This window comes from Marinactinospora thermotolerans DSM 45154 (assembly GCF_900167435.1).
GTDB lineage: Bacteria > Actinomycetota > Actinomycetes > Streptosporangiales > Streptosporangiaceae > Marinactinospora > Marinactinospora thermotolerans.
On sequence record NZ_FUWS01000010.1, the window covers coordinates 93,305 to 119,754 of the forward strand.

A 26,450-nucleotide genomic window follows, 5' to 3' on the forward strand; every position below is an offset into this window, starting at 1 on the left:
ACATATTCACGCGACGGTGTCGCGGAAGGGTGGACAGATGCACTTCGTCGTCATGGGAGTGTCCGGCAGCGGGAAGAGCACGGTGGCCCTGCGGGTCGCCGAACGGCTGGGTCTGCCCCACGCCGAGGCCGACGCCTTCCACCCCGAGTCCAACATCGCCAAGATGTCGAGCGGCGTCCCCCTCACCGACGAGGACCGAATGCCCTGGCTGCGTTCGCTCGCCCAGTGGATCGAGGAGCACGAGCGCCGCGGCGAGACCACCGTGGTCGCCTGCTCCGCCCTCAAGCGCAGCTACCGGGACGTACTGCGCAGCGGCGCCCCCGGCCGGGTGGAGTTCATCCACCTCGACGGTTCCACCGAGCTGATCGGACGGCGGCTGCGCGAGCGCGCCGGGCATTTCATGCCCGCCGGCCTGCTGGCCTCCCAGGCGGCGACCCTGGAACCCCTGGAGCAGGACGAGGCGGGCATCGTGATCGACGTCGAGCCGTCTCCCGAGGAGATCATCGACCTGGCCGTACGCTTCATCGACGGGCGCATCGCCGACCTCTCCGACGGTCCGGCCGGATCGGCGCTGCGCTAGCCGCCCCCCAGGCGGGCCGAGATCTTCCTCGCCGCCGCGACGACCTCGGCGCCGATCTCCCCCAGCCTTCCCGTGGGCATCCGGGTGGAGGGGGCCGTGACGCCGACCGCGGCGACGACCTGACCGTCCGCGGCGCGGATGGGGGCGGCGACCGCGTTGAGCCCCGCCTGCCGCTCCCCCACCTCCGTCGCATAGCCCCGCTCCAGCACCTCGTCGAGCTGGGCACGCAGCTGTTCGGGAACGGTGACGGTCTCGGGGGTGACCTGCTCCAGGGAGCCGCGCAGCACCCGGCCCCGCTCACTGTGCCGCATGTGGGCGAGGAGGACCTTGCCGGTGGAGGAGGCGTGCAACGGGCCCGCCCGGCCGACCTGTCGCGCGCCGTCCTCTCCCGGCGCCGGCGTCACGCGGTCGACGTTGACGACCCCGCCATCGCCGGGAACCGCGACGTCCACGGTCGCCTCCAGCTCCGCGGCGAGGACTTCGCAGACCGGACGGCTGTGCCGGACGAGAACGAGGCCCGTGGTCATGGCCCCGGCCAGCCGGACGACGCCGATCCCCAGACGGTACTTCCCCCGCGAGCCCGGCTGCTCGACCAGGCCTCGCCGTTCCAGCGCGCCGACGAGCCGGAAGGCCGTGGACTTGTGGACCCCCAGCTCCCCCGCGATCTCGGTCACGCCGGCCTGCCCGTAGCGGGCGAGGATCTCCAGCACCGTGACGGCCCGATCGACCGACTGCACCGGCGACCCGTCCCTCCCGCGCGCCCCTCGCCCGCCGGCAGACCTCGGTCCCCCGCTCTCGACGTCCCCCCGCCGGGTTCCACTCCCGGCCCTGTCCCTGCGCTCGTCACTGGCTGCCATGTGGCAACGATAGTCAAGGGAGCCCTCCCCTGACCCGCACCGCTTCCCCGACAGACGTGTGGGCCCGTCCCTCGCGTCCGAGGAACGGGCCCACGACGGCGGGGCCGGAAAAGGGGTCAGGCGCTGACCACGTTGTCCTTGACCCGCAGCCGCTCCCCGTAGAAGCCGCCGACCGCCGTGATCAGCGAGACGCCGATCAGCAGCGCCACCGGCGCCACGGAACTGCCGCCGGTGCGGTCCAGCAGCGCGGTCGCCACGAACGGCAGGAAGCCGCTGAGCGCGCCGGCGATGTTGTAGGCCAGGGCCACACCGCTGTAGCGCAGGTGGGCGGGGAACAGCTCGGTGAGGAGCGCGCCCGAGACCGCGTAGGCCACCGAGAGCACGCACACCCCGGCCGAGACCGCCAGGATGATGAGCAGCGGACTGCGGGTGTCGATCAGCATGAAGATCGGCAGCGCGCAGATCGCGGTCGCCACACCGCCCCACAGGGTGACCCGGCCCGGGCCGAGCCGGTCCGAGATCCGTCCCACCACGATCAGCACGACGATCTGGGCGACCGCGGCGACCAGGGTCGCGTTGACCATGACGGACCGCTCGACGCCGAGGGTGTCGCTGCCGTAGCTGATGGCGAACGTCGTCATGATGTAGAAGCCGCCCACGCCGAGGAAGGCCGAGGCGATCGCGACGATCAGACGTCCCCACGCCTGGCGGAACACGTCCACCGCCGGCACCTTGGCGCGGTCGTCCTGCTGGAGCAGCTCGTCGAAGAGCGGGGACTCCTCGACCTTGCGGCGGATGTAGACGGCGACGACCAGCAGGGGGAAGGCCGCGAGGAAGGGCAGACGCCAACCCCAGGAGTCGAAGGTGTCCGCGGGCATCATCAGCACCAGGGAGAAGGCCCCCGAGGACAGCAGCGTACCGACCGGCGAGCCGATCTGCGGGAGCACCGCGTAGCGTCCGCGCCGCTCCGGCGGGGCGTGCTCGACGGCCAGCGTCACCGCGCCGCCCCATTCGCCGCCCACCGCGATGCCCTGGAGCAGCCGCAGCAGCGCGAGCAGGATCGGCGCGGCGATCCCGATCGCGGCGTAGTCGGGCAGGACACCGATGAGGCCCGTCGCCACACCGATCATCACCACGGTGATCAGCAGTGCCGGGCGCCGTCCGATCCGGTCGCCGACCCAGCCGAAGATCACGGCGCCGACGGGGCGGGCCACGAAGCCGACACCGAAGGTCGCGAACGCGGCGAGCGTGGCGGCCGTCGGGTTGAGCGTGGTGAAGTACAGCCGGTTGAAGACGATGGCGGCGGCCGTACCGAACAGGAAGTAGTCGTACCACTCCAGCGCGGTGCCGACGAACGCGGCGAAGGCGATGCGGCCGGCGTCCTTGTCGGTCACGACGGGCTTGCCCCCCTGGGGCGGCGCGCCGGGTGCGGACGGGCTGTGTTGGGTCATGGTGTTGCTCCTAGAGTCCGGCCGCGTTGGGCGGCAGGGGGATCGGGCCGTCGCCGGCCAGCCCGTGGCCGGCGATCAGGTCGGCCCCGTGGACGCATTCGCCGGCCACGAAGGTGGCCAGGACGTGGATTCCGCCGATCTGGCCGCTGTCGACGTCGAGCGGGTCGTCGGCGAGCAGCACGAAATCGGCTGCCTTGCCCGGGGTGAGACTGCCGCGACGGTGCTCGTCGTGGCTCGCCCAGGCGGCGTCGAGGGTGTAGGCGCGCAGCGCCTCCTCGGCGGTGACGCGCTCCTGTGGGGCCAAGACGGCCCCCGACGCGGTGCGCCGCTCGACCATGGACTGCATGCCGAGCAGCGGCGCGCCCGGCGCCACCGGCCGGTCCGAACTGCCCGGCACCCGCAGCCCGTGGTCCAGGAAGGACCGGTGCCGGTACATCCAGCGGGTGCGCTCGGGGCCGAGCGCCTCGGACATGGTGTCGCCGACCGCGTAGAGGAAGTGCGCCTGGGGGACGGGGACCACGCCGAGTTCGGCGTAGCGGTCGAGCTGGTCGGGGCGCACGACCGCGGAGTGCTCGATCCGGTGGCGGACGTCGCGGCGCGGGAGACTCTGCTGCGCCTCGGCGAACGCGGCGAGCGCGAGGTCGATCGCCTCGTCCCCGATGGCGTGCGCGGCGACCCGCCAGCCGGCGCGGTGGGCGTCGATCACCAGTCGGCGCATCCGCTCCGGGTCGTCTTGGAAGTAGCCGCTGCCGTGGGCGTGGTGGCCGCAGAACGGTTCGCTCACCGCCGCGGTGCGGCCGATCAGGGAGCCGTCGAGCCAGATCTTCATCGGTCCCAGGCGCAGCCGGTCGTCCCCGAACCCGGTGCGCAGGCCGAGGTCCAGTCCGACGTCGATGCCGTCGTCGGCGTGGGACTCCAACGGGTGCAGGTTGTCGCCGGCCGGCATCAGCTCCACGCGGGTCAGCAGCGTGCCGCGGTCGCGGGCGAGCTGGTAGGCGGCGGCCTCGACGGGGCTGCGGCCGATCAGGCCGCGGCCCATCCCCGCCTCCACGACGTGGGTGAGCCCTTCGGCCGCGTAGATGCGGCTGGCCCGGCCGACGGCCTCGGCCAGCTCCTCGACGGAGTAGGGCATGACGAGGGCGGAGACCAGGCTCTGGGCCTGCTCCTGGAGCAGGCCCGTCGGCTCCCCGTCGGCGTCGCGGACCACGACACCGCCCTCGGGGACGCGCGCGCCGCCGTCGAGCACCCCGGCCCGCCGCAGCACCTCGCTGTTGACCGCGCACATGTGGCCGGAGCGGTGCTTGAGCCACACCGGGCGCCCGCCCGCGGCCCGGTCCAGTTCCGCCCGGTGCGGATGCGCGCCCATGACGGTGTCGTCGTAGCCGGAACCGAGCACCCAGGCGTCGGGCGGCAGCTCCGCGGCGCGGCGGGCGACCGCGTCGTAGAGCGCGGGCAGCGTCGCCACGCCCTCCAGGTCGAGTTCCCCCAGGGACTGGCCGTACCAGGCCATGTGGTTGTGCGCGTCGCCGAACCCGGGGACGACGACCGCCCCGCCACAGTCGATCGTGGTGCGGGCCGGCAGGTCCGCGACGTCCTCGTCGAGGCCGAGGATGCGGCCGGCGAACACGCCCAGGGTGTGGGCCCGGGGCCGGTCGTCGTCGACCGTCCGTATCCGGGCGTTGCGCAGTTTCAGGTCGAGCACGTGGACTTCATTCTCCGTTGGTGATGCCCTGGCCGGTCAGGCCAGGTGGTGCAGCCGGGTGAGCGGGAGCTGCGCCGCGTGGTGGATGTCGATGGGACGCCCGTCCACGAGCACCGAGTCGGGTGTGGTGGGGACCTTCACGTCGGGGACCGCGGTGTTGGCGATCATGTCGGCGCGGGAGAGGCCACGGCTGTCCCGGATCGCGGCGTAGCGGACCCCCTTGGGCAGGGCGTCGGCCGCGGCGCGGTCGTCCAGGCACGCCTGGGAGACGAACACGCGCGACAGCCGGCGCGGCGCCCCGCCCAGTCCCCCGAAGTAGGGGCGCATGACGCGGGGCTGGGTGAGCCGGGTGGAGCCGGAGCCCGAACCGCTCACGCCCCAGGCGACGAACCCGGACTTGAGCACCATCTCCGGCTGGGCGCCGAAGGTCGCCGGCCGCCACAGGACGATGTCGGCGATGGCGCCGGGGCGCAACGCCCCCACCTCGTGGGCCATGCCGTGCGCGATGGCGGGGTTGAGGGTGATCTTGGCGAGGTAGCGCAGCACGCGCGCGTTGTTGTCGACGTCCGGACCGGCCTCGCCGGCGAGGTGGGCCTGGACGTGGGCGAGCTGCCAGGTGCGCCGGGCGGTCTCCGCGATGCGGCCCATGCCCATCGAGTCGGAGTTGACGATGCTGATCGCGCCGAGGTCGTGGAGCGCGTTCTCCGCCGCGATGGCGTGTTCGCGCACCCGGCTGGCGGCGATCGACAGGTCGCTGTCGACGCCATGGTGCCCCCGGTGGACGGTGAGCGTCATCGGCAGCAGCTCGGCGACGGTGGCCGGGGTGAGCGGCAGCGTCGGGGTGGTGGAGGAGGTGAGGACGTGCGGCTGGGACACGATCTCCAGGAGGTCGGGATGGCCGCCGCCGCCCTCGACGTGGTAGGCGTGCACGGTGCGCCCGCGGGTGGCCAGCAGCGTGTCGGAGAGGTACCCCGACTCGTTCAGCGTGTCGGTGTGCAGCGCCACCGGCAGGTCGGCGTGCTCGGCGACGTCCAGGCAGGTGTCGACGATGCGCGGGGTGGCCCCCCAGTCCTCGTGGATCTTGAAGCCTCCGGCGCCGGCCATCACCGCCCGTTCCAGCAGCTCCGTGGACGAGGAGGAGCCACGGGCCAGGAAGGCGACGTTGATCGGCGCGTCGCGCCAGCCCTCGATGAGGCTGTGCAGGTTGTAGGCGGGGTTGGCGCCGACATCCCAGACGCCGCCGATCCCCATCCCGACCAGCGAGGTGACGCCGGCGGCGAGCGCGGCGGGCACGACCTCGGGACTGGAGAGGTGGACGTGGGAGTCGACCACGCCCGCTGTGGCGATCATGCCCTCGCCGGTGATCATCGCCGTGTGGGAGTCGACGACCAGCTCGACGCCGTCGGTGGTGTCGGGGTTGCCGGCCCGGCCGATGCCGACGATGCGGCCGTCCTTGATGCCGATGTTGGTCTTGCGGACGCCGATCAGCGGGTCCATGACGACCACGCCGAGGATGACCATGTCGAGCGCGCTGTCGCGCGGGGCCTTTCCGGTGACGAGCAGGCCGTCACGGGCGGTCTTGCCGCAGCCGCCGAGCAGTTCCTCGCCCGGTTCGGTGTCGTCGGCCTCGACACGCACCCACAGGTCGGTGTCGGCGAGTCGGATCCGGTCGCCCGTGGTCGGCCCGTAGAGGGCGGCGTAGTCTCCGCGGTCCATGCGGGTCATCGGTCTCCTCCTCGCTCGACGATGCCGACGGTGTGGCGCTCGGCCGGACGGAACTCCAGGGACGTGCCCGCGGGGACGTCCAGCCGGTAGCCGCGCGCGGCCTCCCGGTCGAACTCCAGCGCCGCGTTGGCCTCCTCCAACGGGAAGTGCGACGACACCCAGACCGGGCGGTGGCCTGTGTTGACGATCTCCAGCTCGGCGCGGCGACGCCCGGGGGCGAGTTCGATGTCGGGGGCCGCGGTGCGCACCGCCCCGGGCCCGTCGGCCTCGGGGGGTCCGAAGGGAAGGTCCACGTGGACCAGGGAGGAGCCGTGCGGGAACAATGCCTCGACCTGGATGCTGGGCACCGTCGCGGCGACACCGGGGAGGAGGGCCTCACGGGGCACGACGGAGCGGGCGCGCTCGACCACCTCCTCCAGCGCGAGGCCGTCCCAGGCCATCTCCAGGATCTCGTCGCACACCAGCGCGATCGCCTCGGTCGCCCCGAGGCGCGCGCCGCGCTCCAGCCGCCGCCGGGCGAGTTGCGCGGCCGCGAACAGTGTCAGCCGCTCCTGCTCGCGTGGCGTCACATGCATCGCCGTCTCCCGTGGTCGTGGTCTCCGCGCGGCGCCGGGACGCGGCCGCCGGGCTGTGCCGATGCGACCACGGTCACCATGTGGGGCCGCTCACCTTCCCTCAACCATGCCGCCGTGACCTGGGCGGAGACAATGGTGAATCGCAGCGACCTCGCCGGCGCATAATGGGCACATGCACAATTCGGACCGTTTCGGCGACCCAGCGGCGGCCTCCGTCGCGGTGCGTGACGACTTCGGCGTTCCTCCGTCCCTGCCCGTCCCCGAGGCGCTGCGTCAGGTCGTCCACGAGTGCCTGGACGACCTCGACGAGCTCGTCGAACTGTTCGTCGCCCAGGTGAACGCCGTCGAGGGCTACCACGACTCCGTGCCGGTCGAGGACCTGCGCGAGACCGCGCGCCCCTGCCTGGAGCTGCTGCTGCGCATCATCGGGGGGCTGTCGATCCCCGACCGTCTGGCCGACATCTCCGCGCGCCTGGGACGGCGCCGGGTCCACCAGGGGCTTCCGCTGGAACTGCTGCTCCAGGCGGTCCGCATGGACTTCCGCGTGCTGTGGACGGCGATGCTGGAACGGATCCGCCCGGCCGACCTGCCGGCGCTGACCCGCGGCGCCGTGCGGGTCTGGGAGGCCGTGGAGCTCCACACCGTGCAGGTGCACACGGCCTACCTGGACGAGGTGGCCGTGCTCGCCCGCGAGCGGGAGCGCCAGCGCACCGTGCTCATGGGGCGTCTGCTCTCCTCCGACGGACGCGACACCCACCTGGTCGCGCAGGTCGCGACGGCGCTGCGGATGAACGCCCAGGCCGACTTCGTGGTGGCGGTGGCGCCGCCGGACCACCAGTCCGCCCTGCGCGCGGCGGTCGCGGCGCACCCCTCCGACGACGCGCTGCACCTGCACGATCACAACGGCCTGTTGGTGCTGGTGGCCGAACTGCCGCGTGGGCGCGGCACGGCGCCGGCCTGGCTGGACAGGGTGCCGTGCGCGATCGGCCCGAGGGCCCGCGGCCTGGCCCGGGTCCCCGACGTGCTGCGCGCGACCGCCGAGGTCGCCACCACGTTGGACGGCGACGCCCGGCAGCCGGTGACGCTCGGCGAGGCGTGGGCCCCGGTGGCCGCCGCCCGGCTCGGCGACGTCGGCGCGATGCTCGCCGAGGTGGTGCTGGGCGGGCTGGAGACCGTGGCCCCGCACGAGCGGGAACGGCTCTTGGAGACGGTGACGGTCTACTGCGCGCGGGGATCGGTGGCCGAGACCGCGCGCGCCCTGTACTGCCACCGCAACACGGTTCTCAACCGGCTGTCCCGTTTCGCCGAGCTGACCGGATACTCCCCCTCGCGTCCCACCGAGGCCGCCGCCGTCCTGCTGGCCCTGGCCTGCGCCGGTCACGGCGCGGGGGGCGGGGCGGGCTGACCTCGCGGCCGGCCCCGCGCCGGGGCATCCCGTCACGGCGACGCCGCACGCGCGGGCCGGGGACGGGCGTTTCCCGGCCCGCGACCGCTCAGCGGCGCCGGTGGGACTCGGCCTGCGCCACGAGCCGGCCCATGACCCGCCGCACCAGATCGGGGTCGGGCTGGGGCAGACCGGCGATGGCGGTGAGGTAGAGACCGTCGCCGACGAGACGGATGGTCTCGGCGAGCACGGGATCGTCGATCTCGTCGTGCAGGAGCCGCGCCCATTCGGCGAAGACGTAACCGATGAGCCGGCGCGCCTCGTCGGAGACGTCCTCCTCACCGCGCAACGCGGCGATGACCGACCAGTAGAGCTCGGTCTCCTCCACCGACTCGGGCAGCGAGGTTCTGAGGAACCGCCGGACGACGCCCTCCTCGCTGTGGACCGCCTCGTGGAACTCGTCGCGGGCCCGGTCGGCGAGACGGCGCGCCAGTCCGGTCATCATCGCCGACTTCGAGGGGAAGTGGTAGAGCAGGCCGCCCTTGGAGACGCCCGCGGCGGCGGCGACGGCCTCCAGCGTCACGGCGGATCCGCCCTGCTCGATCAGGATGTCCTGGAGGGCGTCGAGAATACGGTCTCGGGTGGTCGCAGCACTCACGATTGACACTGTACCGGCTGGACGGTACTGTACCGGCCGGACGGTTGAGAATGGGATCCGTGCGTCCCCTCGCCGCCCCGCATCCCACTTTCCGAAGAGATCAGGAACCATGACCTCCGCAGTTACCGGCACCCACACGGGCGCTCCCAAGGCCGGGCCGCGCGAGTGGGCCGCCCTCGCCGTGCTCACCCTGCCGGTCCTGTTGATCGCCGTCGACGCCACCGTGCTCGGTTTCGCCGTGCCCTACCTGAGCGAGGACCTCGCCCCCACCGGCACCCAGCTGCTGTGGATCGTCGACATCTACTCGTTCATGCTGGCCGGCCTGCTCGTGACCATGGGCACCCTGGGCGACCGCATCGGCCGCCGCCGGCTCCTCCTCATCGGATCGGCCGGGTTCGGCCTGGCCTCCCTCGCGGCCGCCTACGCCTCCAGCCCCGAGATGCTGATCGCGGCGCGGGCCCTCCTCGGGCTCGCCGGGGCCACGTTGATGCCCTCGACCCTGTCGCTCATCCGCAACATCTTCCTGGACGCCCGCCAGCGGCTGCTCGCGATCGCCGCGTGGGCCTCGATGTTCTCCGCGGGATCCGCGCTGGGCCCGATCCTGGGCGGCTGGCTTCTGGAGCACTACCGCTGGGGGTCGGTGTTCCTCATCAACCTGCCCGTCATGCTGCTGATCCTGGCGCTGACCCCGCTCCTCGTGCGCGAGTCGCGCGACCCCTCCCCCGGCCGCTACGACCTGCCCAGCGCGGCGCTGTCCCTCCTGGCGATGCTGCCCCTGGTCTATGGCGTGAAGAAGATCGCCGAGGGCGGTCCCGGACTCGTCCCGCTCGCGGCGATCGCGTTCGGCCTGTTCCTGGGCTACGTGTTCGTCCGGCGTCAGCTCCGCCTGGACGCGCCGATGATCGACGTCCGCCTGTTCCGGATCCGGGCCTTCAGCGTCGGCGTGGCCACGAACCTGATGGTCGTGTTCGCGCTGTCGGCGTCGCTGTTCTTCCTCACCCAGTACCTCCAGATCGTGCAGGGGATCTCCCCACTGCGCGCGGGCGTGCTCCTCCTGCCCGGCCTGGTCCTGACGATCGTGGCGCACTTCGTCGCGGTCGCCCTGGCCCGCCGGCTGAGCCTGGGCGGGGTGATCGTCATCGGGCTGTCGCTCACCGCGGTCGGGTTCGCGCTGCTGACCCGGTTGCCGCTGGACGACGGCGTGGTCCCGGTGACCATCGCGTTCGCGTTGATCGGCGCCGGCGTGGGGCTCTCCGACACGCTCACCAACGACGCGATCATGTCGGCGGCCCCGCCGAGCCGGGCCGGCGCGGCCTCGGCGGTGTCCGAGACCGCCTACGAGCTGGGCGGAGCGCTGGGCGTCGCCGTCCTCGGCAGTGTCCTGACCGCCATGTACCGCTCCCACCTCGAACCGGTGGCCGGGGTGCCCGCGGCGGTGATGGACGCCGCCCGCGAGACGCTGGGCGGGGCGGTCGAGGCGGCCGGCGGACTGGGCGGGGAGGCCGGCGCGGCGCTGATGCTCGCCGCGCGCACCGCCTTCACCGACGGCATCCACGTGACCAGCCTCATCGGCATGGTGATCGTGGCCTACGCCGCGGTGCAGGCCGGGTTCCTGCTGCGCGGGGCGGGGCGTTACCGCGCGCCCGAGAACAGCGGGCACTGACCCGGCACGTCGTGGGCCCGCGCCCGGCTAGCGGTCCTCCGTCGTCTCCTCGGCGGCCCGCTCGTGGTAGGCCCGGCGCGTGGCCTCGGTGTGCTCGCGCATGAGGCGGGCGGCCTGCTCGGCGTCGCCGGCCGCGATCGCGTCGATGATGCGGGCGTGCTCGTCCCAGGCCGCGGCGCCGCGGTCCAGCACGACCAACGCGTGGTACCAGCGGACCCGGCGCGCCACCTGACCGGCGAGCTCGGCCAGCACCGTGTTGCCGGACAGTTCGGTGATGCAGCGGTGCAGGTCGGCGTTGGCGTCGACCATGGCGTCGCTGTCGGCGCGCTCCAGTCCCGCCACCCCTGCGCGGTACAGCTCGCGCAGCCGCGCAACGCCGTCCTCGTCGGCGTTGCGCGCGGCCAGGCGCGCGGACTCGGTCTCCAACAGGGCCCGCACCGCCAGCAGCTGATCGGCCTCGCTCTCGGTCGGCCGGTGCACGAACGCCCCATACCCGGGCCGCAGGTCCACCCACCCCTCGTTGCTCAACCGCTGCAACGCCTCACGCACCGGCTGACGCGACACCCCCAACTGGACCGCCAGCTCACTCTCCACCAGATGCCGCCCCGGCTCCAACTGACGCCGGGTGATCAGCTCCAACAGAGCCTCATACACCGCCTCACGCAACGGGACCGGACGCTGCACGCGGTTGGTGAGCAGCCCTTCGGAGGAACGGGATGCGGCCATGGGCGGAGCGGCTCCGTTTTCGTCGAGGGTCAAAGGCCCGGGGCGTCCGGGGCTGTCGTGCCCGAAGTCTACTCAACCCCACGGCCGGGGCAGGGCCGCGGCGCGAAAGGCCGAGAACGCCGGGAAGGCGACACCGACGCCGTCGTCACTTAGCGTGGTCGCATGACGACGAAGGAGCCCGAAGTCGCCTCGCCCCGGCCCGCCGCGCCCCGCCTGACCCACTACGCCCACGGGGGCGGGTGCGCCTGCAAGATCCCGCCCGGCGAACTGGAGACGGTGGTGGCCGGCCTGCTCGGGGGGACGCCGCGCTCCCCTGTCGGCGAGCTGCTGATCGGGTTGGACGACGGCGACGACGCCGCCGTCGTGCGGACGGGGGACGGCCGGGCGGTCGTGGCCACCGCGGACTTCTTCACCCCGGTGGTCGACGACCCCTACGACTGGGGGCGCATCGCCGCGGCCAACGCGCTGTCCGACGTCTACGCCGTGGGCGGCGAACCGCTGGTCGCCGTCAACCTGCTGGGATGGCCGCGTGGCATCCTGCCCGGCGACCTCGCCGCCGAGGTGCTGCGCGGCGGCCTCGACGTCGCACACGCCGCCGGATGCCACGTCGCCGGCGGTCACAGCGTGGACGACCCCGAACCCAAGTACGGCATGGCGGTCACCGGGCTCGCCGACCCCGCGCGGCTCCTGCGTATCGGGGCGGCGCGCCCCGGAAGCCCTCTGTCGTTGACCAAGCCCCTGGGCGTCGGCGTGCTCAACACCCGCCACAAGGCGACGGGGGAGGTCAGCGCCGAGGCGATCGCCACGATGACCACGCTGAACCGCGACGCGGCGCGCGCGGCGGTGGCGGCCGGTATCGCCGCCGCCACCGACGTCACCGGTTTCGGTCTCCTCGGCCACTGCTACAAGATGGCCCGGGCCTCGAAGGTGTCCGCGGTCATCGACGTCGCGGCGGTTCCCCTCCTGCCCGGCGCGCGCGAGGCCGTGCGGGCCGGACACGTCAGCGGCGGCACCCGGCGCAACCTCGCCTGGGTGGCCCCCCACCTGGACCCGGGCGGGACCGGGGAGGAGGGCCTGCTCCTGCTGGCCGACGCCCAGACCTCCGGTGGTCTGCTGGTGGCCGGCGAGATCCCCGGCGGCACCGTCATCGGGGAACTGCTCCCCCAGGGGGAGCACGCCCTGACGCTGCGCTGATCCCGGGACCGCGCTACCGGGGCAGCCACACCAGTTCGGCCTCGGGGGGCGACCAGCCCGGGGGGATCACCGCCAGCGCGTCGGCCATGGCCGCGCCGCGCAGCGTTCCCGGCCGGTCGTGGCCGACGGGGACCGCGTGGCCGTCCTCGATCCGCACCGCGACCAGGCGGGTGTCGTGCCCGTGCGGTTCGACCTCCCCCCGCAGGGGCAGCGCGCGGGGCGACCGCGCCGTGGGGTCGGCCCGGCCGGACAGCGCGGCGAGGGCTGGCACGAGCAGGGTCACCGCCGCCGCCAGCGCCGCGCCCGGGTTGCCCGGAAGCCCGACCACGAGGGGGCCGGGTTCCCGAAGCGAACCGAGGTGCCCCAGGAGCTGGGGGTGTCCGGGGCGGCAGGACACCCCGTCCACGACCGTCCGAGCCCCCAGCTCGGCGAGCGCCCCGCGCACATGGTCGGCCGGCCCGACCGAGGAGGCTCCGCAGACCACGATCATCGAGACCGTCCCGGCCGTCACGATCCGGGACAGCTCCGAGACCATCGTCCCGAACCCGTCGCCGATGTGGCGGGGGTCCTCGAGCAGGGCGCCCGCCCACTCCACCATTCCGGGCAGCAGCGGGCCGATCGCGTCCCGCACGGTCCCCGGGGCGGGAAGCCCCGAGTGGACCAGCTCGTCGCCGGTGACCAGGGCGGCGACCCGCGGCCGCCGCACCGCGAGCGCGTCGTGTCCCAGGCTCGCGGCCAGGCCGAGCACGGCCGGCGTGACCGATGTCCCGGCCGGCAGCACCGTCTCGCCGCGGGCGGTCTCCTCCCCCGCCCGGCGGACGTGCCGGCCCGGCCGGGCCTCACCGGTGACCTCGGCGCCACGGCGGAGCGCGTGCTCGTAGGGCAGTACGGCCTCGGTTCCCCCGGGGACCGGGGCGCCCGTGGCGATCTCGACGGCCTGCCCCGGTCGCAGCGCCGCGTGGCCGTCGCGCTGTCCCGCCAGGACACGGCCGACGACGTTCCAGGGGCCGGGGCCGGCGACGGCGTAGCCGTCCATGGCGGAGGTGTCGTAGGAGGGCACCCCGACCAGTGCCACCAGGTCTTCGGCGAGCGTCGCGCCGCGTGCCTCCTCTAACGGCAGCCGCCGCGTGGGCGGACGGACGGCCCGGGCGCCGAGGTCGCGCGCCGCCGCGCGGGCGACGTTCCAGGGCCGGGCGATGTCCGCGCCGTGGGCCCTCGCCTCTCTGTGTACTCGCACCCCTCCACTTATATCCCCGGCATCCGCGCCACGGCGTGCCCCCAACCCCCTCGGGCGCGCCGGCCCCTCCTCGCCCCGGGGAGCCCGTCCACCCCTCTCACCTCGATTTGCCGTATCCGGAGATTCCGATAAAGTTCTTCTCGCAGGGCGGCGCCGGGGCCGGGAAAACGGACCGGGGGCCGAACCTCAGGCGGACGTGGCTCAGCTGGTAGAGCATCACCTTGCCAAGGTGAGGGTCGCGGGTTCGAATCCCGTCGTCCGCTCGGAGACGAGGAGGAGCGCGTTCCTCCAAGTGAATCCGGTGGAGTGGCCGAGAGGCGAGGCAGCGGCCTGCAAAGCCGTCGACACGGGTTCAAATCCCGTCTCCACCTCGAGTTCGACTCGGGCGGTTAGCTCAGTTGGTTAGAGCGCTACCTTGACACGGTAGAGGTCACAGGTTCGAATCCTGTATCGCCCACCAGTAACACCATGGGTCTCTCAGAGAGATCCCTCGACGGTTCACGCCGACGTGGGAGACGACTGGGAGGCCTTTTTCGTTTTCGGGGTGGGCACCGCCCTTGCGGCAGCGCCGTCCCGGTCACGCCGCCGGAGTTCCCCGACGGCCCGCCCGTGGGCCACGTCGAGGGCGCGACCGGCCGCGTCTTGCACCTCGCGCTACCGGCCGTTGCGGGCCCTTCTCGACGGGCTGCACGAGCCGGCCCTGTGTCCTGCCGAGCCCCCGGCCATGATCGTGTCCCCTGGGGACTGGGCGCGGTGTTACACGTCGGTCGGCACCGAGGACGCCCTGGCCACTTCCTCGCCGCGCCGCGCGTGGCCGGGGCGGGCGGGGCCGCGCGTTCGGTGTCTCCCCGTTCTCTTGTCGGCCGGGCCGTGGCCGCCACGGAGTGAGTACCGGCTGGCCGTCCAGCTACGGGACGGCCCTGCGCGCGCCGACGGCCCTGACCGGCGTCCCGAACGCGGCACGGGTCCGCGCGTCCGCCCGTATGGCGATCGGCGCGCCCCTGGCCTCGTTGCCGGGGTCCCCGGCCGGGCGTATCCGCGTCGACACGCGGTCCGCGGGAGTCCTCCTGCGTACAACCCGGCCTGCTGGTGCCCCGGCGAGCCGAGGCACTACGGCGGCTCGGCGATCTCGCTTCGGCGCAGCGCGGCGCGCACCCGCGCGGGCGGATCCGCCGGCCCGGTCCCCGGCTGCGCCCGGCGTGGCCGTGTCGACGAGGCGCCAGCGCGGACCCGGCGCACGCCGCAACGGGTTCGCGGGATCGAGTCCGGGTGGCTCCACGGCCGCCTCCGGTCCGTGCGCGCGGCGGTGGCCTCCCGCAGTGGTCGGCCCGAGTGTGGGAGTCCGTCGGACACGCCGTTGCGGAGCCCCCTCCCGGGGTGTGGTGTCCTAGGGAGCGACGCCGCTGACGCCGCCCTCGCTCCTGGGAGTCGCCCCATGCGCTGGACCGTCCATTCCGAGAAGCCGCTCTACACCGATCCGTGGCTGGATGTCCGGATCGCCGATGTGGAGATCACCGCCGGCCGACACCTGCGGCACCGGCTGATCCGCTCGGCTCCCGGGGCCGGCGCCGTCGTCCTCGACGACCGCAACCGGGTGCTGCTGGAATGGCGCCACCGCTTCATCACCGACACCTGGGGCTATGAGATCCCCCTCGGCGGCATCGACGACGACGAGGAACCGGCGGCGGCCGCGGCCCGCGAGGTGGAGGAGGAGACCGGCTGGCGGCCGGGCCCGCTGCGTCCGCTGCTCCGTGTCCAGCCGAGCCCGGGCATCAGCGACTCCGAGCATCACGTGTTCCTCGCCGAGACGGCGGAGCGCGTGGGCGATCCGGCTGACGACTGGGAGGCCGAGCGGATCGAGTGGGTACCGCTGGCGTCGGTACCGGAGCTGGTCGCGCAGCGGAAGATCGTGGCGGGCACGTCGATGAGCGCGCTGCTGTTCGTCTACACGAAGGTCCGTGGCGGCGTCTGATCCACGGTCGAGGGGCCACCTCATCACGGCACCTCGGATACGTGTACGCGCCCCGGAGGACGACGGTCTTCGCCGCAGCGGTGCCGTAGGGCGCGGGCGAGACGCGCCTTGCCCGTGGTGTCGGGGAGGGCCTCGCATGGCGGGACAGGCGCGGCCGGCGGTGCTGCGGCGATCGCGTCCGCCGCTCAGAGCGCGCGGCCGGCGCGCTCCCCGACGGGGCCGGACGCGGAGGACGGCGGTTTTCCGCGGGAGTCGGCCCTCGTGCGGGCGCGTGGTCCTGCGAACGGGTCCTGCCGCCCACGCGAAGCGGGCCGCCGGGGAACCGGCCCTCGCCCGGTGACCGCCGAACAAGGGTCTTCCCGTCCTGCCACCGCTCAGCGCGGCCTTCATGGTGCTGTACGCGCCGGCCGGCGTCATCGGACCGCGTGACCGACCGCTGCGCGCACCGCGGGAGCATGGGCCGGCGACTCCGCCTGGAGCCCGCCGCCTTCGGCGGAGCCTGGTACTCCGCCGCAGAGATCTCCGGGAGACCACCGTCCCGGCGGACCCGTTCTCGTCTTCCCGACGCTGACGCTCCCCAGCACCGGTGTCACGGCGAAGAGCCGTTCACCCCCGGGGGGCGGGGGTCACCACGCCCCTCTACCTTCGGCACTCGGGCACACCGAGTCCCCGCCGCTCCGTCTCGGGGGTGTCCTGATGGTGGACGCCTCGCCTCCCCCGCCGCCGGCGTCCCGGACGGACAGCCCGGGCCGCCCGTCCCCGCCACCAAACCACGCCGACGTGAATGTGACCCACACCGCACCTCGTGACCGCGAGTGCGCCGTTCTCCGCCTCCGGACACCGAACCCCAGATCACGGCCGCGCTCCCGGCCCCTCCGGCGTTCCCTACCCGTCCCAAGACGGCCCTCCCCGACTCCGGGGCCACGACCCACACCACGTCTTCGGCCAGCTCAACGGCGGCGTCGCCGCACACCACACCCTGGCACCCGCTCCAGAGGCCGCAGGGTTGACGCCGGTTTCGTAGTGAGTGTTAACTATCAAACATGCCGGGAGGGCGCAGACCACGGGTCAGCTTCGAACGCCGCCGCGAGCAGATCCTCGCCGCGGCGCTGAAGGAGTTCAGTCACAAGGGGCTCCACGGTGGTTCGACCGTGAACATCGCCAAGGCGGTCGAGATCTCCCACCCGAACCTGTTCCGTGTCTTCTCGACCAAGAAGGAGCTGTTCATCGCGGTCCTGGAGCAGACCTTCGAAACGATCGCACAGGAGATGCTCGTTCCGGGCGAGGCCGCCGAACGCGATCCACTCCAGACGATGGCGGACGCCTGGGGAAGCCTGATGGAACGACGCGAGCTGATGCTCATCCTGCTCCAGGGGTATGCCGCCTGCGAGGATCCCGACATTCGCGACCTGATGCACCGATGGACACAGGACGTCTTCGAGCGCTTGGAGGTCCTGCCCGAGGTCGGCACCGATCCGGCGCACGACTTCTTCGCCGCGGGCATGTTGTACATGGTGGCCGCCTCCATGGACCTGCCGGCCCGCGCCGAACACGACGAGTGGGCCAAGCGTTTTCTGGATTCCGGCTCCTGAGCGCCGGAAGCAACGTGTTTTTTAAGTTTTTGATAGTGACTACTCACTCTCAAAGAGAGAATTGCGACCGACCGGGCACATCGAGACGGGAGCGCGTCACCACCGCCCCAACCGTGGAAGCGAACACTCGCTGGAAGGACGGACCGATGAGCGCCCCAACCACGCCCCCCACGGCGGACACCCGCCCACGCCCGCGAGTACCACGCGCGGTGGCCGGGCTGGCGACCTCCATGTTCCTGATCGTTCTCACCACCGCGATGATCGACCTCGCCGAGCCGGCGATCCGCGAGGACCTCGGGCTCTCGACCGCTGAACTCACACTCGTCGTGAACGGCTACCTCATCGCGTTCGCCGGATTGCTGCTCGGCGGCCGCCTCGGCGCCGTCACCGCCACCTCGATGGCGCTGCACGACACCGGGGAAGGCGAATCGGGTGTGCTCAGCGGGCTGGTCAACGCCGTGCAGCGGCTGGGCGGCGCGATCGGGCTCGCCGCCCTGGCCGGGATCGCCATCGGCACCGCGGGGACATCAGGCGGCATCGCGTTCACGACCGTCCTCCTCGGCCAGAGCGTGCTCGTCGTCGTCTCCCTCGTCCTGGCCCTTCTCCCTCTGTCCCACCCCCGAATGCCCCCGGCCGCCGCCGGCCCCTCCTGCCCTTCGATAACCCCTTCGAGCAACAGACCCCGATGACACCACCAGGAAAGGACACACCGATGAACACGCCCACCGTACTCGTGACCGGAGCGACCGGAACCGTGGGATCCGCCCTGGTCCCCGCCCTACGCGCCCGCGGCGCCACCGTCCGCGCCATGGTCCGCGACGCCGGCCGCGCCGTCCCCGGCGTCGAGAACGTCGTCGCCGACCTGAACGACCCGCGGGCGGTCGCCACCGCTGTGCAGGGCGTCGACGCGGTCTTCCTCAACAGCCCCTCGGCGCAGGACGCCGCGGCGCTACAGATCCGGTTCGCCGACCTGGCCCGCGACGCCGGCGTCAGCCGGCTCGTGCTGCTCTCGCAGTACGCGGCGCGCGTCGACTCGCCGGTGCGGTTCCTGCGCTGGCACGCCGAAGTCGAGGCGCACGTGCGGCGACTCGGCCTCGACCACACCGTGCTGCGCCCCAACCTCTACATGCAGGCACTGCTCGGTTTCGCCGGCACCATCGCACAGGGCTGGTTCGCCGCGCCCATCGGCGACGCCGCCGTCAGCGTCATCGACACCAGGGACATCGCGGAGACCGCCGCGGTCGTGCTGACCACGTCGGGGCACACCGGCCGCACCTACACGTTGACCGGGCCCCGCGCCGTGACCCACGGCCAGATCGCCCAGGCGCTCTCCACCGCCACCGGGCGGGAGATCACCTTCCAGGAGGTGCCCGACGAACAGTTCGCCGCCGCGCTGACCGGGCTCATGCCGCCATGGCAGCTCGACGGCCTCGTCGAGGACTACGCCCACTACGCCCGCGGTGAAGCCGCGGAGGTGTACTCCTGCGTCACCGACCTCACCGGAAGGCCCGCGCGCGACATCACCGACTTCGCCCGCGACCACGCCGCCATGTTCGCCCAGACCTGAACGTCCAGGCCGCTCCCCATGGGAAAGGACCCATTGATCTATCACCGCATCCGATTCGAACCGCCTGCGGGAACGAGACGGGTACGCGCCGGCCGAGGGCGGGCGGAACCCGCGCTCGGCCACCCGCGGCGCTTCACGGGTTCCCCGTACACGCCTTGGGTGTTCGCGAGGTCGCCGCCGGCCCGGTACGTCCGACACTGGCGGAAACCCCTCGTGTCCGGCCCGGACCCGCCCCGCGCCGCAGGTTCACTCCGGAACCGGATAGAGACGGGCGTCGGGAAGCCACCCCGAACCGCGCTCGACCGTCTTGTCGAGTTCCTTCTTCACCTCGACCATGCGTCCGGCCAGTTCCGCGGTGCGGGAATGGTCGTGGTGGAGCGAGGTGGGAAGCAGCCGCAGTGCCGCGATCGGTTCTCCTCGGGCGCTCCGCTCGTAGGTGGGGAGGAGCCCCAACGTGATCCTGCTCGCGCCGGCCTTCCCGTCGAGGCCGGCCAGCCGCCGGTACAGGGCGTGGGTGTAGCGGTTCGCGCGCTCGATGAGCGGCGACGAGTCGCCGCCGCGCAGGTCGGCGAAGCGGTCCGGCCCCCCTGGCGGCACGGGCCAGTACACGGCCGTGGGACCGGTCGCCCACGGGTTGAGCAGCTCATACCCCCCGCCCGGCAGGAGGGACCGGAAGACGTCGGAGATGGCGATCATGTGGGCGAGATAGACCTGGAAACCGGTCCGGCCGACGCTTTGCAGGGCCACCCAGGCGGCGAGGATCCCCGCCCCGCTGCGGGAGTGTTCGATGGTGTGGTGGAGCACGAGGGTGTCCCCCCACGCCCCCTCGCGCGGGGTCGTCGTTTCGCCGTGGAGCGATCGCAGCTCGGCGTCCTCCTTGGCGAGGAAGACGCTGGAGGAGTAGGGGCAGAAACCGATCTTGTGGAAGTCCGCGGTCATCGAGTCGGCGGCCTCGACCCCGGTGACCAGGCGCGTGGACTGTTCGATGCGGGCCAGCACGCCCTCCTCGATACCGAGGGGGTTGCCGGCGAAGTCGTAGTCCCCGAAGAACAGCCACGGCCAGCCGAACGCGGTGTCGAAGTGGAGATAGGGCCGGTAGGACAGCCCTCGACAGGTCCGGGTCAGCGCGTCGGCGACCTCGTGGACCGGGTCCATCGCGTTGTGCAGGATGTTGCCGCCCGACAGCACCACGCAGGCGATCGGAACCCCCCGCGCCACCAGCCCGGCGACCGTCTCCTCGACCGCCCGGGGCGACACCGCCCGCCCCGGGGCCACGGGGACGCGCAGGCACGCCTCGGTCCCCAGCCCAAGGAGCGAGCAGGCCATCTCCACGCTGTCGTGGTTGTGGCCGGTGGTGATCACCACCGGGGCCGGTCCCCCGGCCAGCCCCCGCCGTGATGCCTCCGGCCGGCAGCGGTTCAGCCCCAGGCGGATCGCGTAGATCAGCCCGGCCTTGCCCCCGAAGGAGAACGTGCCCCCGGCCAGCTCGGGCCGCCAGCCGGCCAGCCCGGCGAGCTGCCGGACGATCTGCCGTTCGACGTCGAGCACACCGGAACTGACCAGGTCCCACAGGGCGTTGGGGCTGTAGAGATCGGTCACGGCCGCCGCCGCCACCGCGTCGAGCAGCGGCAGCGGCATCAGGTTGAAGAAGGTGCCCAGCGAGTGCTGGCGCAACTGCCCGTTGAGGGCCGCCGCGACCGCGCCGAGCACCAGATCGCGATCCGCGCCGGTCCGCGGTATGTGCTCGAACGCCCGTAACCAGCCGTAGTCCGGGGTCGCCGTACCGAGCCAGGAGTCGTCGGCCGGCGTGTCGCGGGGGAGGCCGGAGAACAGGACGCCGATCCGCTCGCGCAGTTCGTCGCGGTTCTGCTCGTCGGGACGCAACATCCTGCGCCGCATGTCCTCCAGCACCGCCGCGTACGGCCCGGCCGGCCCCACCGGTTCCCTGTCGGTCATGCGTCCAGATAGCGGTAGTCGGTGCCGTGCTGCCACGGGAAGAAGTGGAGGTTCCAGGTGTTGAGCATGTTCGCGTACAGGGCGAGGGCGTTGACCAGGGCGAAGTACTGTTCCCGGGTCTCCACGTCGGGCAGGAGCGTCAGCACCTGCTGGGTGAACCTCCACAACGTGTCCAGGCCCGTGTACCCCAGGAACTCCGCCGGGGTCTTGATGAAGGTGGGGGTGATCCGCTTCAGGTCGTTCAGGGTGAGGTCGGTGGTCCGGCAGATCTTGAGGAGCCCGTTCAGGGCGCAGTAGCCGAGCGGCCGCACCTCTCCGTTGAGGAACACCAGGGTGGAGAAGTACTGGTCGTAGCTTCCGGCCCGGCTCGCGATCCGTCCCTGGTGCATGTCCACGATCTCGGCGGGCGGGGTGATCCACACCCGCTCGGTCTCGTCCTGGATCTCCTCGACCAGTTTCTGCACGCCGGGATGGTCGACGGGCGGCGTGCGCGGCAGCGCGAAGTCGGTCACCGCCTCGCCCTTGCGGCGCACCCTGACCTCGATGGGCTGCTTGGTCTCCCACGCGGCCTTCCAGCACGCCCGGCCGGCCTCGCGCAGGGCGTCGATGTCCTCGGGGACGACCGAGCCGACGGGCGCGGCCGGCAGGTACTCGGTCAGCGGCCCGTACTTGACCGCCAGGTGCTGGAGTTGGGACAGGAAGACCGTGCCGTCGGGGGACTTCGTGCGGTCCTCCTTATAACGGGCCTCGGTGTAGACGAGCCGGGGGTCGGCGATGAGGTGGTAGAGGTGGTTGCCGGAGACCAGGGCGTGGTTTTGCAGGCTGTTGTAGGGGAGAAGCCCCGTCCACAGCAGTTCGGCCAGCTCCGGGTTGCGTTCCCAGCTCAGGTCGGCCGTGACCGTGATGCCCGGCTGGACCCATTCGATTTCGATCTGCCTCACCGTTGTCTCCTTATGCTCGTCGGATGAAGGCGTGCGTCGGTTGGGGCGGGGGCGGACGTCGCCCGCGGGACTTCTCGGGCCGCTCAGTCGGTGAACCAGGTTCGTACCTTGACCTTGTCCGGCTTGCCCGCCGGGGTGACGGGGATGCTCCGCACGAATTCCACCCGTCGGGGGACATGGAGGTCTCCGAGGTGGTCGCGGACCAGGGCGCGCAGGTGTTCGGGATCGGGGTCGGCGCCATCGGCGACCACCACGGCCGCGCAGACGGCCTCCCCGCTGTCGGGATCGGGGACCCCGACGACGGCCGCGGCGCGAACGTCGGGGTGCTCGGTGAGCACGTGCTCGACCCGGCGTGAGTAGACGTTGTAGGCCTCGACGATGATGATGTCCTGGAGGCGGTCGGTCAGGTGGAGATGGCCGTCTTCGTCGAACGTCCCGACGTCTCCGGTGCGCAGCCAGCCGCCGCTCAGTACCTGCGCGGTGCGTTCGGGGTCGCGCCAGTACCCGCTCATCGTCATGGGGGACCGCACCCAGACCTCGCCGACCGCGCCCCGTGGCAACGTGCCCCCGCTGTCGTCGCGGATCTCGACCTCGACGTGCGGCAGGGGCCGGCCCACCGCCGTCAACAGCTCGCGGCGCGCGTGGTCGTCCGGTGTGAGCGCCGCGATGAAGGCGGCCTCCTGCGTGCCGTAGTTCTGCATCAGGACCGCGCCCATCCGCTCGCGGGCCGCCGCGACACGCGAGGGGACGGCCGGCGCCCCACCGTAGACGACCCTGCGGAGGCTGGACAGGTCGCTGCGCGGCAGCGCCGGGTGTTCGGCGAGCTGGTAGAGCCAGTTCGGCGCGAGGAAGACATGGGTGGCCCGTTCACGCTCGATCGCCTCCAGGACGGCGTCGGGCTGGAATTCCTCCAGCAGCACCACGGTGCCGCCGGTGGCGAGCGTGCACTGCGCGAGTTCACCGCCCAGGTCCGACAGCGGGATGGGGATCAGGAAACGCCACGGCCCCCTGCCGTACATGGAGACGGCGGCGTCCACGCAGGCGGACATGGCCGTGCTGCTGTGGGCGACCCCCTTGGGCGTCCCGGTGGTGCCGCTGGTGAACGCCACCACGGCGATCCCCTCGGGGTGCTCCCGGTAACGGAGCGGTGTCCCCTCGGGGACGGAGGCCGCCAGGATGTCTCGCCCGCGTGAGGTCGGCCCCAGGGAGAGGACCACGGGCACCGACACACGTTCCAGCAGGTCGGCGGCCCTCGCCTCGACCGAGGGCTCGAACACGAGGGCGGCGCTGTCCGCCGCGGCGATCGCCCTGGCCTGTTCGGTGACGGCCGCCGTCGGACGCAGGCCCACGTAGTGACAGCCGATGGCCTGGACCGCCAGCCTCAGCGCTATCGCCCGCCAGGTGTTCGCGTGGAGGCAGGCCACCCCGCGTCCCGGAGGGATCCCGGCCTCGGTGAGGGCGTGGGCCAGCAGGCGGACCTGATGCCGCAGCCGTGCCCCGGTGACGGAGCCGCCGGCCCCGGTCACGGCCACCTCGCCGATCCCGTCCATGACCCGTCGCGCGTATCCCACCCGTCACCTCCTCCCCGATGTGCCCAGCGAATTCTTACCACGCCGCGCGCGCACGTGAACACAAAGCGTCACATCGGTCGATGGAGGCTTCCCGGGGCGGATGTCGCCACGACCGCCCCGACTCCTCAGATACCCCGCCTGAATAGGGAAAACGAGACGTCCGGGAACGGCGGCGAGGTCCGCCGACGGCCCTTCCACGGCTTCGATGGCGCTCCTCCCTGGACGTCCAAGTCAGCCCGTGCGCGTCAAGCGGGGCGGACCTCCGCCGGTTCCCCTCACGAGGACGGCGACGCCGGGAGCGTCGCGGGACCGGTCCGCGGGGCGAGCACGCCGGTGGACGGCACACCCCCTAGAGGTCCGGGGAGAGGACCCGGGCGAGGTCGGTGACGGCCCGGCGCACCGTCGCCCGCGCGGCCCGCTCCGTGACCATGTCGGGGAACTGGACGAGTTGCGCTCCGAGCCCGTCGATGAGGGCGTGCAGTCCGGCGGCGCGCTGCTCGACGGTGTCGTCCGGCGACGCCGCGAGTCGCTCGGCTGCGGCCAGGATCGCCTCGGCGTCCGGCGGCGGGTCGGCTACGCGCGCGGCGGCGCCGTTGACGCCGCCCCCGGTGAGGCCGCGCACGACGCGCCGGCACTGGTGGCGCGTGCCGGCCCAGCCCGCCTTCCGCCAACGGGCGAGTGCGCTCGTCGCGACAGAGGGCTCGCTGAGCGCTCCGTAGATGCGCCACTCGGCGCGGCGCGTCTCGTCGAGGGGGAGCAGCTCCTCGATCAGCGCGCACGCCGCGTCGACCACGCGGCCGGCGTCGGCGTTCTCGAACGCGACGATCCGCCCGACCAGTCGCTCGGCCGCGAGTTCGGTGACGTGGGCGAGCGCGGCTTCGATGAGCGACTCCTGGGTGGGGAAGAAGTATCTGAGCGAGCCGGGAGAGTGGCCGGCCTCGGCCGCGACCCGGCGCACGGAGACCGCGGCGAAGCCGTCCGTTGCGACGACGCGCATCGCCGCCTCGACGAGCCGGCTCCTTCGGGCGTCGTGGTCGACCCTGTGCGGCATGAGTCCTCCATACCGTTTAGTAGTACAGCTGTGTTAGCTTCTTTCCAACACGCCCGTATTACATAGCAGGGGGAGCCGTGCCTCGAACACGTGACGTGGCGCTCGGCGTCCTGTGCGTCGCGCTCGTCTGCGGAAGCGTGCTCGGTGGAGCGGCCGGCGACGCGAACGCCGCCACCGCGCAAGGGGGAGGCCACGCGCACCCGCCGGCGACGACGGGACCGGAGGACCGCGCCGCCCTGGAGGAACTGATCGACGACCTGGCGCGCGGACACGTGGGACACACCACCCCCGGGGCGATGATCGCCGTCGTCGACGCGGACGGCCCGCTGGTGCTCGACGCGCGGGGCCAGGCCGATCCCATGCGCGGCGTCCCGCTGACGGTCGACTCGCGCACACCGGTCGCGTCCGTGTCCAAGGTCGTGACCGCGCTGACCGCGTTGTCCCTGCACCATCAAGGTTCCCTCGACCTCGACGCCGAGATCGGCTCCCTCGCAGGGGTCACGCTTCGCGACCGCCGCGCCCCGGCCGCGCGCACCCCGGTGACCGGGAGACACCTGCTCACCCACCACTCCGGCCTGGAGGAGCCCCTGCTCCTCCACCCCGATCCGCCCGACGACGCGAACCAGGTCGCGCGCTCCCTGCGATCGTGGCTGGACGAGCATCCCCCGACCCTGCGCCACCCCGCCGACGTCGGGCTCCACTACTCCCCCCTCCAGGGCTACACCCTGATCGGCGCCGCCATCGAGCAGGCCACGGGCCGGCCCTTCGACCAGGCCGCGAGGGAACACGTGCTGGAGCCGGTGGGCGCCCGAGACGCCGGATTCGGCGCGACGGAACCGGCCGACGGCGACGTCGTGCTGACCGCGCCCGACGACACCGGTTGGACCGCCTCGCCCTGGCCGGCCGTGCACGAGGCCCCCTCCGCGTCACTGACCTGGTCCACCCGCGACGCCGCCGCATTGCTGCACGCCCTCCTCGCCGACAACGGGCGGCTCTCCCCCGAGGTCGTCGCCGAGGCCACGACCACCGCCGTCCGCCCGGCGCACGGTGGTGACGGCCACACCCAGGTCTTCTTCGAGACGTGGCGGGAGGGGGTCCGCGTACTCGAGCACGCCGGTGGGAACGGCGTCGCCTGGCTCGCCCTGCTGCCCGAGGCCGGACTCGGCGTCTTCGCGGCCGTCACCTCCGACACCGCGGACGCCATGCCCTTCGCCCCCGCCGTCGTGGACGCCGTCGCCAGGTGGGCGGTGGCCACCGGCCGGGTCGCGGCGGCCCCGGAGCCGCAGGCGGGACGCCCCACGGTGGTGCCGCCCTGGGCCGGTGACCTCGCCCCCGCGGTCCCGGTCGGCACCTTCCACGAGCGTCTCTTCGCGGGCCGCGGGCCCGAACTCGCGCTGCGCAGCCTGACGGGTCAGGTGACCGTCACCCGGGACGGGGAGGATCTGCTCCTCGGGGAACGGCGGTTCGCCCCCGCGGCGCCCGGTCGCTGGTGCGACCCCCACGGCTGCATCGCGGGCGTCCGTTCGGCCGACGGCGCGGTGTTCCTGCTCCGCGGCGACCGCAAGATGCTCGAACAGACGCTGGCCCCGGCACCGTGGTGGGCCCGTCGGGGGTTCACCGTGACCGCCCTGGCCGGTGTGCTCGTGCTCTCCGTCGCCGCCGTGTGCGCCGTCGTGCGCGCGCGGGCGCGCGGACGCCGTGGCACGGCGGCCCGCGCGTCCCGCCGCCTGGGCCTGGCCTGGGTCCTCCTCGCGGTGGGTGTGGCGGTCGCCGCGCCCATGATGGCGCTGTCCCCCCTCGTCACCGGCGGCGCGTGGGTGCCGGCCGGCGGAGCGGCGGTATGGGTCCTGCGGCTCGCGACGGCGGCCGGCCTCGCCGTCGGCGTCGGCTGGGCGGTGACGGTCGTCGTCCGCTGGCGCGGGGCCGGGGCGCCTCGGCGCGTCGCGGCCGTGGCCGCGTTCCTGGCCGGGGCCATCGCCCAGCTCACACTGCTCACCTGGGCGCTTCCCTCCTGACCCGCGTCCCATCGTGGCCGTCCAAGGCGCGGC

At 72.9% G+C, this 26,450-nt stretch carries 21 protein-coding genes and 3 tRNA genes; 12 read left to right on the plus strand and 12 right to left on the minus strand.

What is annotated here, in order from left to right; all coding sequences use genetic code 11:
* Positions 1 to 37 precede the first annotated feature (37 nt).
* Positions 38 to 580, plus strand: coding sequence for a gluconokinase (locus B5D66_RS17865; RefSeq protein WP_078762912.1), 543 nt, complete (start codon positions 38 to 40; stop codon positions 578 to 580).
* On the opposite strand, the gene B5D66_RS17870 is transcribed toward B5D66_RS17865, so the two are convergent.
* The 5 genes from B5D66_RS17870 to B5D66_RS17890 all read right to left on the minus strand — a co-directional run bounded on the left by B5D66_RS17870 (position 577) and on the right by B5D66_RS17890 (position 6,890).
* Entirely contained in the window at positions 577 to 1,317 is a 741-nt protein-coding gene (locus B5D66_RS17870; RefSeq protein ID WP_235001076.1) for an IclR family transcriptional regulator, read from the minus strand. The two genes, B5D66_RS17865 and B5D66_RS17870, sit on opposite strands and share 4 nt — an antisense overlap.
* Positions 1,318 to 1,553: 236 nt before the next feature.
* Complete coding sequence (locus tag B5D66_RS17875; RefSeq protein WP_078762914.1) at positions 1,554 to 2,888, minus strand: MFS transporter; 1,335 nt, start codon at positions 2,886 to 2,888, stop codon at positions 1,554 to 1,556.
* A 10-nt stretch (positions 2,889 to 2,898) separates the two neighbouring features.
* Positions 2,899 to 4,590 carry an amidohydrolase gene (locus tag B5D66_RS17880; RefSeq protein WP_078762915.1) on the minus strand — a complete coding sequence of 564 codons (1,692 nt, stop codon included), beginning with the start codon at positions 4,588 to 4,590 and terminating at the stop codon, positions 2,899 to 2,901.
* Between the two features lie 36 nt (positions 4,591 to 4,626).
* Entirely contained in the window at positions 4,627 to 6,315 is a 1,689-nt protein-coding gene (locus B5D66_RS17885) for an urease subunit alpha (RefSeq protein WP_078762916.1), read from the minus strand.
* Positions 6,312 to 6,890: an urease subunit gamma gene (locus tag B5D66_RS17890; protein ID WP_078762917.1), complete on the minus strand. Its 579-nt coding sequence runs from the start codon at positions 6,888 to 6,890 to the stop codon at positions 6,312 to 6,314. Before B5D66_RS17890 ends, B5D66_RS17885 begins: the two co-directional genes overlap by 4 nt.
* 172 nt (positions 6,891 to 7,062) lie before the next feature.
* On the opposite strand from B5D66_RS17890, the gene B5D66_RS17895 reads away from it, so the two are divergent.
* Positions 7,063 to 8,295 (plus strand): PucR family transcriptional regulator, encoded by a 1,233-nt coding sequence (locus B5D66_RS17895; protein ID WP_078762918.1) that lies wholly within the window; start codon positions 7,063 to 7,065, stop codon positions 8,293 to 8,295.
* 88 nt (positions 8,296 to 8,383) lie between these two features.
* On the opposite strand, the gene B5D66_RS17900 is transcribed toward B5D66_RS17895, so the two are convergent.
* Positions 8,384 to 8,932 (minus strand): TetR/AcrR family transcriptional regulator, encoded by a 549-nt coding sequence (locus B5D66_RS17900; RefSeq protein ID WP_078762919.1) that lies wholly within the window; start codon positions 8,930 to 8,932, stop codon positions 8,384 to 8,386.
* Positions 8,933 to 9,041: 109 nt separating this feature from the next.
* On the opposite strand from B5D66_RS17900, the gene B5D66_RS17905 reads away from it, so the two are divergent.
* Positions 9,042 to 10,595, plus strand: coding sequence for an MFS transporter (locus tag B5D66_RS17905; protein WP_078762920.1), 1,554 nt, complete (start codon positions 9,042 to 9,044; stop codon positions 10,593 to 10,595).
* 27 nt (positions 10,596 to 10,622) lie between these two features.
* On the opposite strand, the gene B5D66_RS17910 is transcribed toward B5D66_RS17905, so the two are convergent.
* Positions 10,623 to 11,321, minus strand: coding sequence for a GntR family transcriptional regulator (locus tag B5D66_RS17910; protein WP_078762921.1), 699 nt, complete (start codon positions 11,319 to 11,321; stop codon positions 10,623 to 10,625).
* Between the two features lie 162 nt (positions 11,322 to 11,483).
* Here B5D66_RS17910 and selD point away from each other — a divergent pair, with 162 nt between their 5' ends.
* The gene (selD, locus tag B5D66_RS17915) at positions 11,484 to 12,515 is read left to right on the plus strand and encodes a selenide, water dikinase SelD (protein WP_078762922.1); all 1,032 of its coding nucleotides are present in this window, start codon (positions 11,484 to 11,486) and stop codon (positions 12,513 to 12,515) included.
* 13 nt (positions 12,516 to 12,528) lie between these two features.
* On the opposite strand, the gene B5D66_RS17920 is transcribed toward selD, so the two are convergent.
* Positions 12,529 to 13,752, minus strand: coding sequence for a molybdopterin molybdotransferase MoeA (locus tag B5D66_RS17920; RefSeq protein ID WP_235001077.1), 1,224 nt, complete (start codon positions 13,750 to 13,752; stop codon positions 12,529 to 12,531).
* Between the two features lie 190 nt (positions 13,753 to 13,942).
* Between B5D66_RS17920 and B5D66_RS17925 the strand changes: the two genes are divergently transcribed.
* The 7 genes from B5D66_RS17925 (at position 13,943) to B5D66_RS17955 (ending at position 18,883) form a co-directional block, all read left to right on the plus strand.
* Positions 13,943 to 14,015: transfer RNA gene (locus B5D66_RS17925), tRNA-Gly, on the plus strand.
* Between the two features lie 37 nt (positions 14,016 to 14,052).
* Positions 14,053 to 14,123, plus strand: a tRNA-Cys gene (locus B5D66_RS17930).
* A gap of 12 nt (positions 14,124 to 14,135) precedes the next feature.
* Positions 14,136 to 14,212, plus strand: a tRNA-Val gene (locus tag B5D66_RS17935).
* Positions 14,213 to 15,187: 975 nt separating this feature from the next.
* Entirely contained in the window at positions 15,188 to 15,724 is a 537-nt protein-coding gene (locus B5D66_RS17940) for an NUDIX hydrolase (RefSeq protein WP_078762923.1), read from the plus strand.
* Between the two features lie 1,043 nt (positions 15,725 to 16,767).
* Positions 16,768 to 17,316 carry a TetR/AcrR family transcriptional regulator gene (locus tag B5D66_RS17945; protein ID WP_078762924.1) on the plus strand — a complete coding sequence of 183 codons (549 nt, stop codon included), beginning with the start codon at positions 16,768 to 16,770 and terminating at the stop codon, positions 17,314 to 17,316.
* 146 nt (positions 17,317 to 17,462) lie between these two features.
* Positions 17,463 to 18,005 (plus strand): MFS transporter, encoded by a 543-nt coding sequence (locus B5D66_RS17950; RefSeq protein WP_144390194.1) that lies wholly within the window; start codon positions 17,463 to 17,465, stop codon positions 18,003 to 18,005.
* A gap of 23 nt (positions 18,006 to 18,028) precedes the next feature.
* Entirely contained in the window at positions 18,029 to 18,883 is an 855-nt protein-coding gene (locus B5D66_RS17955) for an SDR family oxidoreductase (RefSeq protein WP_078762926.1), read from the plus strand.
* Positions 18,884 to 19,129: 246 nt separating this feature from the next.
* Here B5D66_RS17955 and B5D66_RS17960 read toward each other — a convergent pair whose 3' ends face one another.
* The 4 genes from B5D66_RS17960 to B5D66_RS17975 all read right to left on the minus strand — a co-directional run bounded on the left by B5D66_RS17960 (position 19,130) and on the right by B5D66_RS17975 (position 24,402).
* Positions 19,130 to 20,839: a pyridoxal phosphate-dependent decarboxylase family protein gene (locus B5D66_RS17960; RefSeq protein WP_078762927.1), complete on the minus strand. Its 1,710-nt coding sequence runs from the start codon at positions 20,837 to 20,839 to the stop codon at positions 19,130 to 19,132.
* Positions 20,836 to 21,780 (minus strand): cucumopine synthase-related protein, encoded by a 945-nt coding sequence (locus B5D66_RS17965; protein WP_078762928.1) that lies wholly within the window; start codon positions 21,778 to 21,780, stop codon positions 20,836 to 20,838. Before B5D66_RS17965 ends, B5D66_RS17960 begins: the two co-directional genes overlap by 4 nt.
* An 83-nt stretch (positions 21,781 to 21,863) precedes the next feature.
* Positions 21,864 to 23,351, minus strand: coding sequence for a class I adenylate-forming enzyme family protein (locus tag B5D66_RS17970; protein ID WP_144390195.1), 1,488 nt, complete (start codon positions 23,349 to 23,351; stop codon positions 21,864 to 21,866).
* A gap of 349 nt (positions 23,352 to 23,700) precedes the next feature.
* The gene (locus B5D66_RS17975) at positions 23,701 to 24,402 is read right to left on the minus strand and encodes a TetR/AcrR family transcriptional regulator (RefSeq protein ID WP_078762930.1); all 702 of its coding nucleotides are present in this window, start codon (positions 24,400 to 24,402) and stop codon (positions 23,701 to 23,703) included.
* Positions 24,403 to 24,479: 77 nt separating this feature from the next.
* On the opposite strand from B5D66_RS17975, the gene B5D66_RS17980 reads away from it, so the two are divergent.
* On the plus strand, positions 24,480 to 26,417 hold the full coding sequence (locus tag B5D66_RS17980; RefSeq protein ID WP_144390196.1) for a serine hydrolase domain-containing protein: 1,938 nt from the start codon (positions 24,480 to 24,482) through the stop codon (positions 26,415 to 26,417).
* Positions 26,418 to 26,450 lie beyond the last annotated feature (33 nt).

Bases quoted from the DNA above. Each gene is read 5' to 3' on its own strand.
- B5D66_RS17865 (WP_078762912.1), top strand. From the start codon at position 38: ATGCACTTCGTCGTCATGGGAGTGTCCGGCAGCGGGAAGAGCACGGTG.
- B5D66_RS17875 (WP_078762914.1), bottom strand. From the start codon at position 2,888: ATGACCCAACACAGCCCGTCCGCACCCGGCGCGCCGCCCCAGGGGGGC.
- B5D66_RS17885 (WP_078762916.1), bottom strand. From the start codon at position 6,315: ATGACCCGCATGGACCGCGGAGACTACGCCGCCCTCTACGGGCCGACC.
- B5D66_RS17890 (WP_078762917.1), bottom strand. From the start codon at position 6,890: ATGCATGTGACGCCACGCGAGCAGGAGCGGCTGACACTGTTCGCGGCC.
- B5D66_RS17895 (WP_078762918.1), top strand. From the start codon at position 7,063: ATGCACAATTCGGACCGTTTCGGCGACCCAGCGGCGGCCTCCGTCGCG.
- B5D66_RS17905 (WP_078762920.1), top strand. From the start codon at position 9,042: ATGACCTCCGCAGTTACCGGCACCCACACGGGCGCTCCCAAGGCCGGG.
- B5D66_RS17910 (WP_078762921.1), bottom strand. From the start codon at position 11,321: ATGGCCGCATCCCGTTCCTCCGAAGGGCTGCTCACCAACCGCGTGCAG.
- selD (WP_078762922.1), top strand. From the start codon at position 11,484: ATGACGACGAAGGAGCCCGAAGTCGCCTCGCCCCGGCCCGCCGCGCCC.
- B5D66_RS17940 (WP_078762923.1), top strand. From the start codon at position 15,188: ATGCGCTGGACCGTCCATTCCGAGAAGCCGCTCTACACCGATCCGTGG.
- B5D66_RS17945 (WP_078762924.1), top strand. From the start codon at position 16,768: ATGCCGGGAGGGCGCAGACCACGGGTCAGCTTCGAACGCCGCCGCGAG.
- B5D66_RS17950 (WP_144390194.1), top strand. From the start codon at position 17,463: ATGAGCGCCCCAACCACGCCCCCCACGGCGGACACCCGCCCACGCCCG.
- B5D66_RS17955 (WP_078762926.1), top strand. From the start codon at position 18,029: ATGAACACGCCCACCGTACTCGTGACCGGAGCGACCGGAACCGTGGGA.
- B5D66_RS17960 (WP_078762927.1), bottom strand. From the start codon at position 20,839: ATGACCGACAGGGAACCGGTGGGGCCGGCCGGGCCGTACGCGGCGGTG.
- B5D66_RS17975 (WP_078762930.1), bottom strand. From the start codon at position 24,402: ATGCCGCACAGGGTCGACCACGACGCCCGAAGGAGCCGGCTCGTCGAG.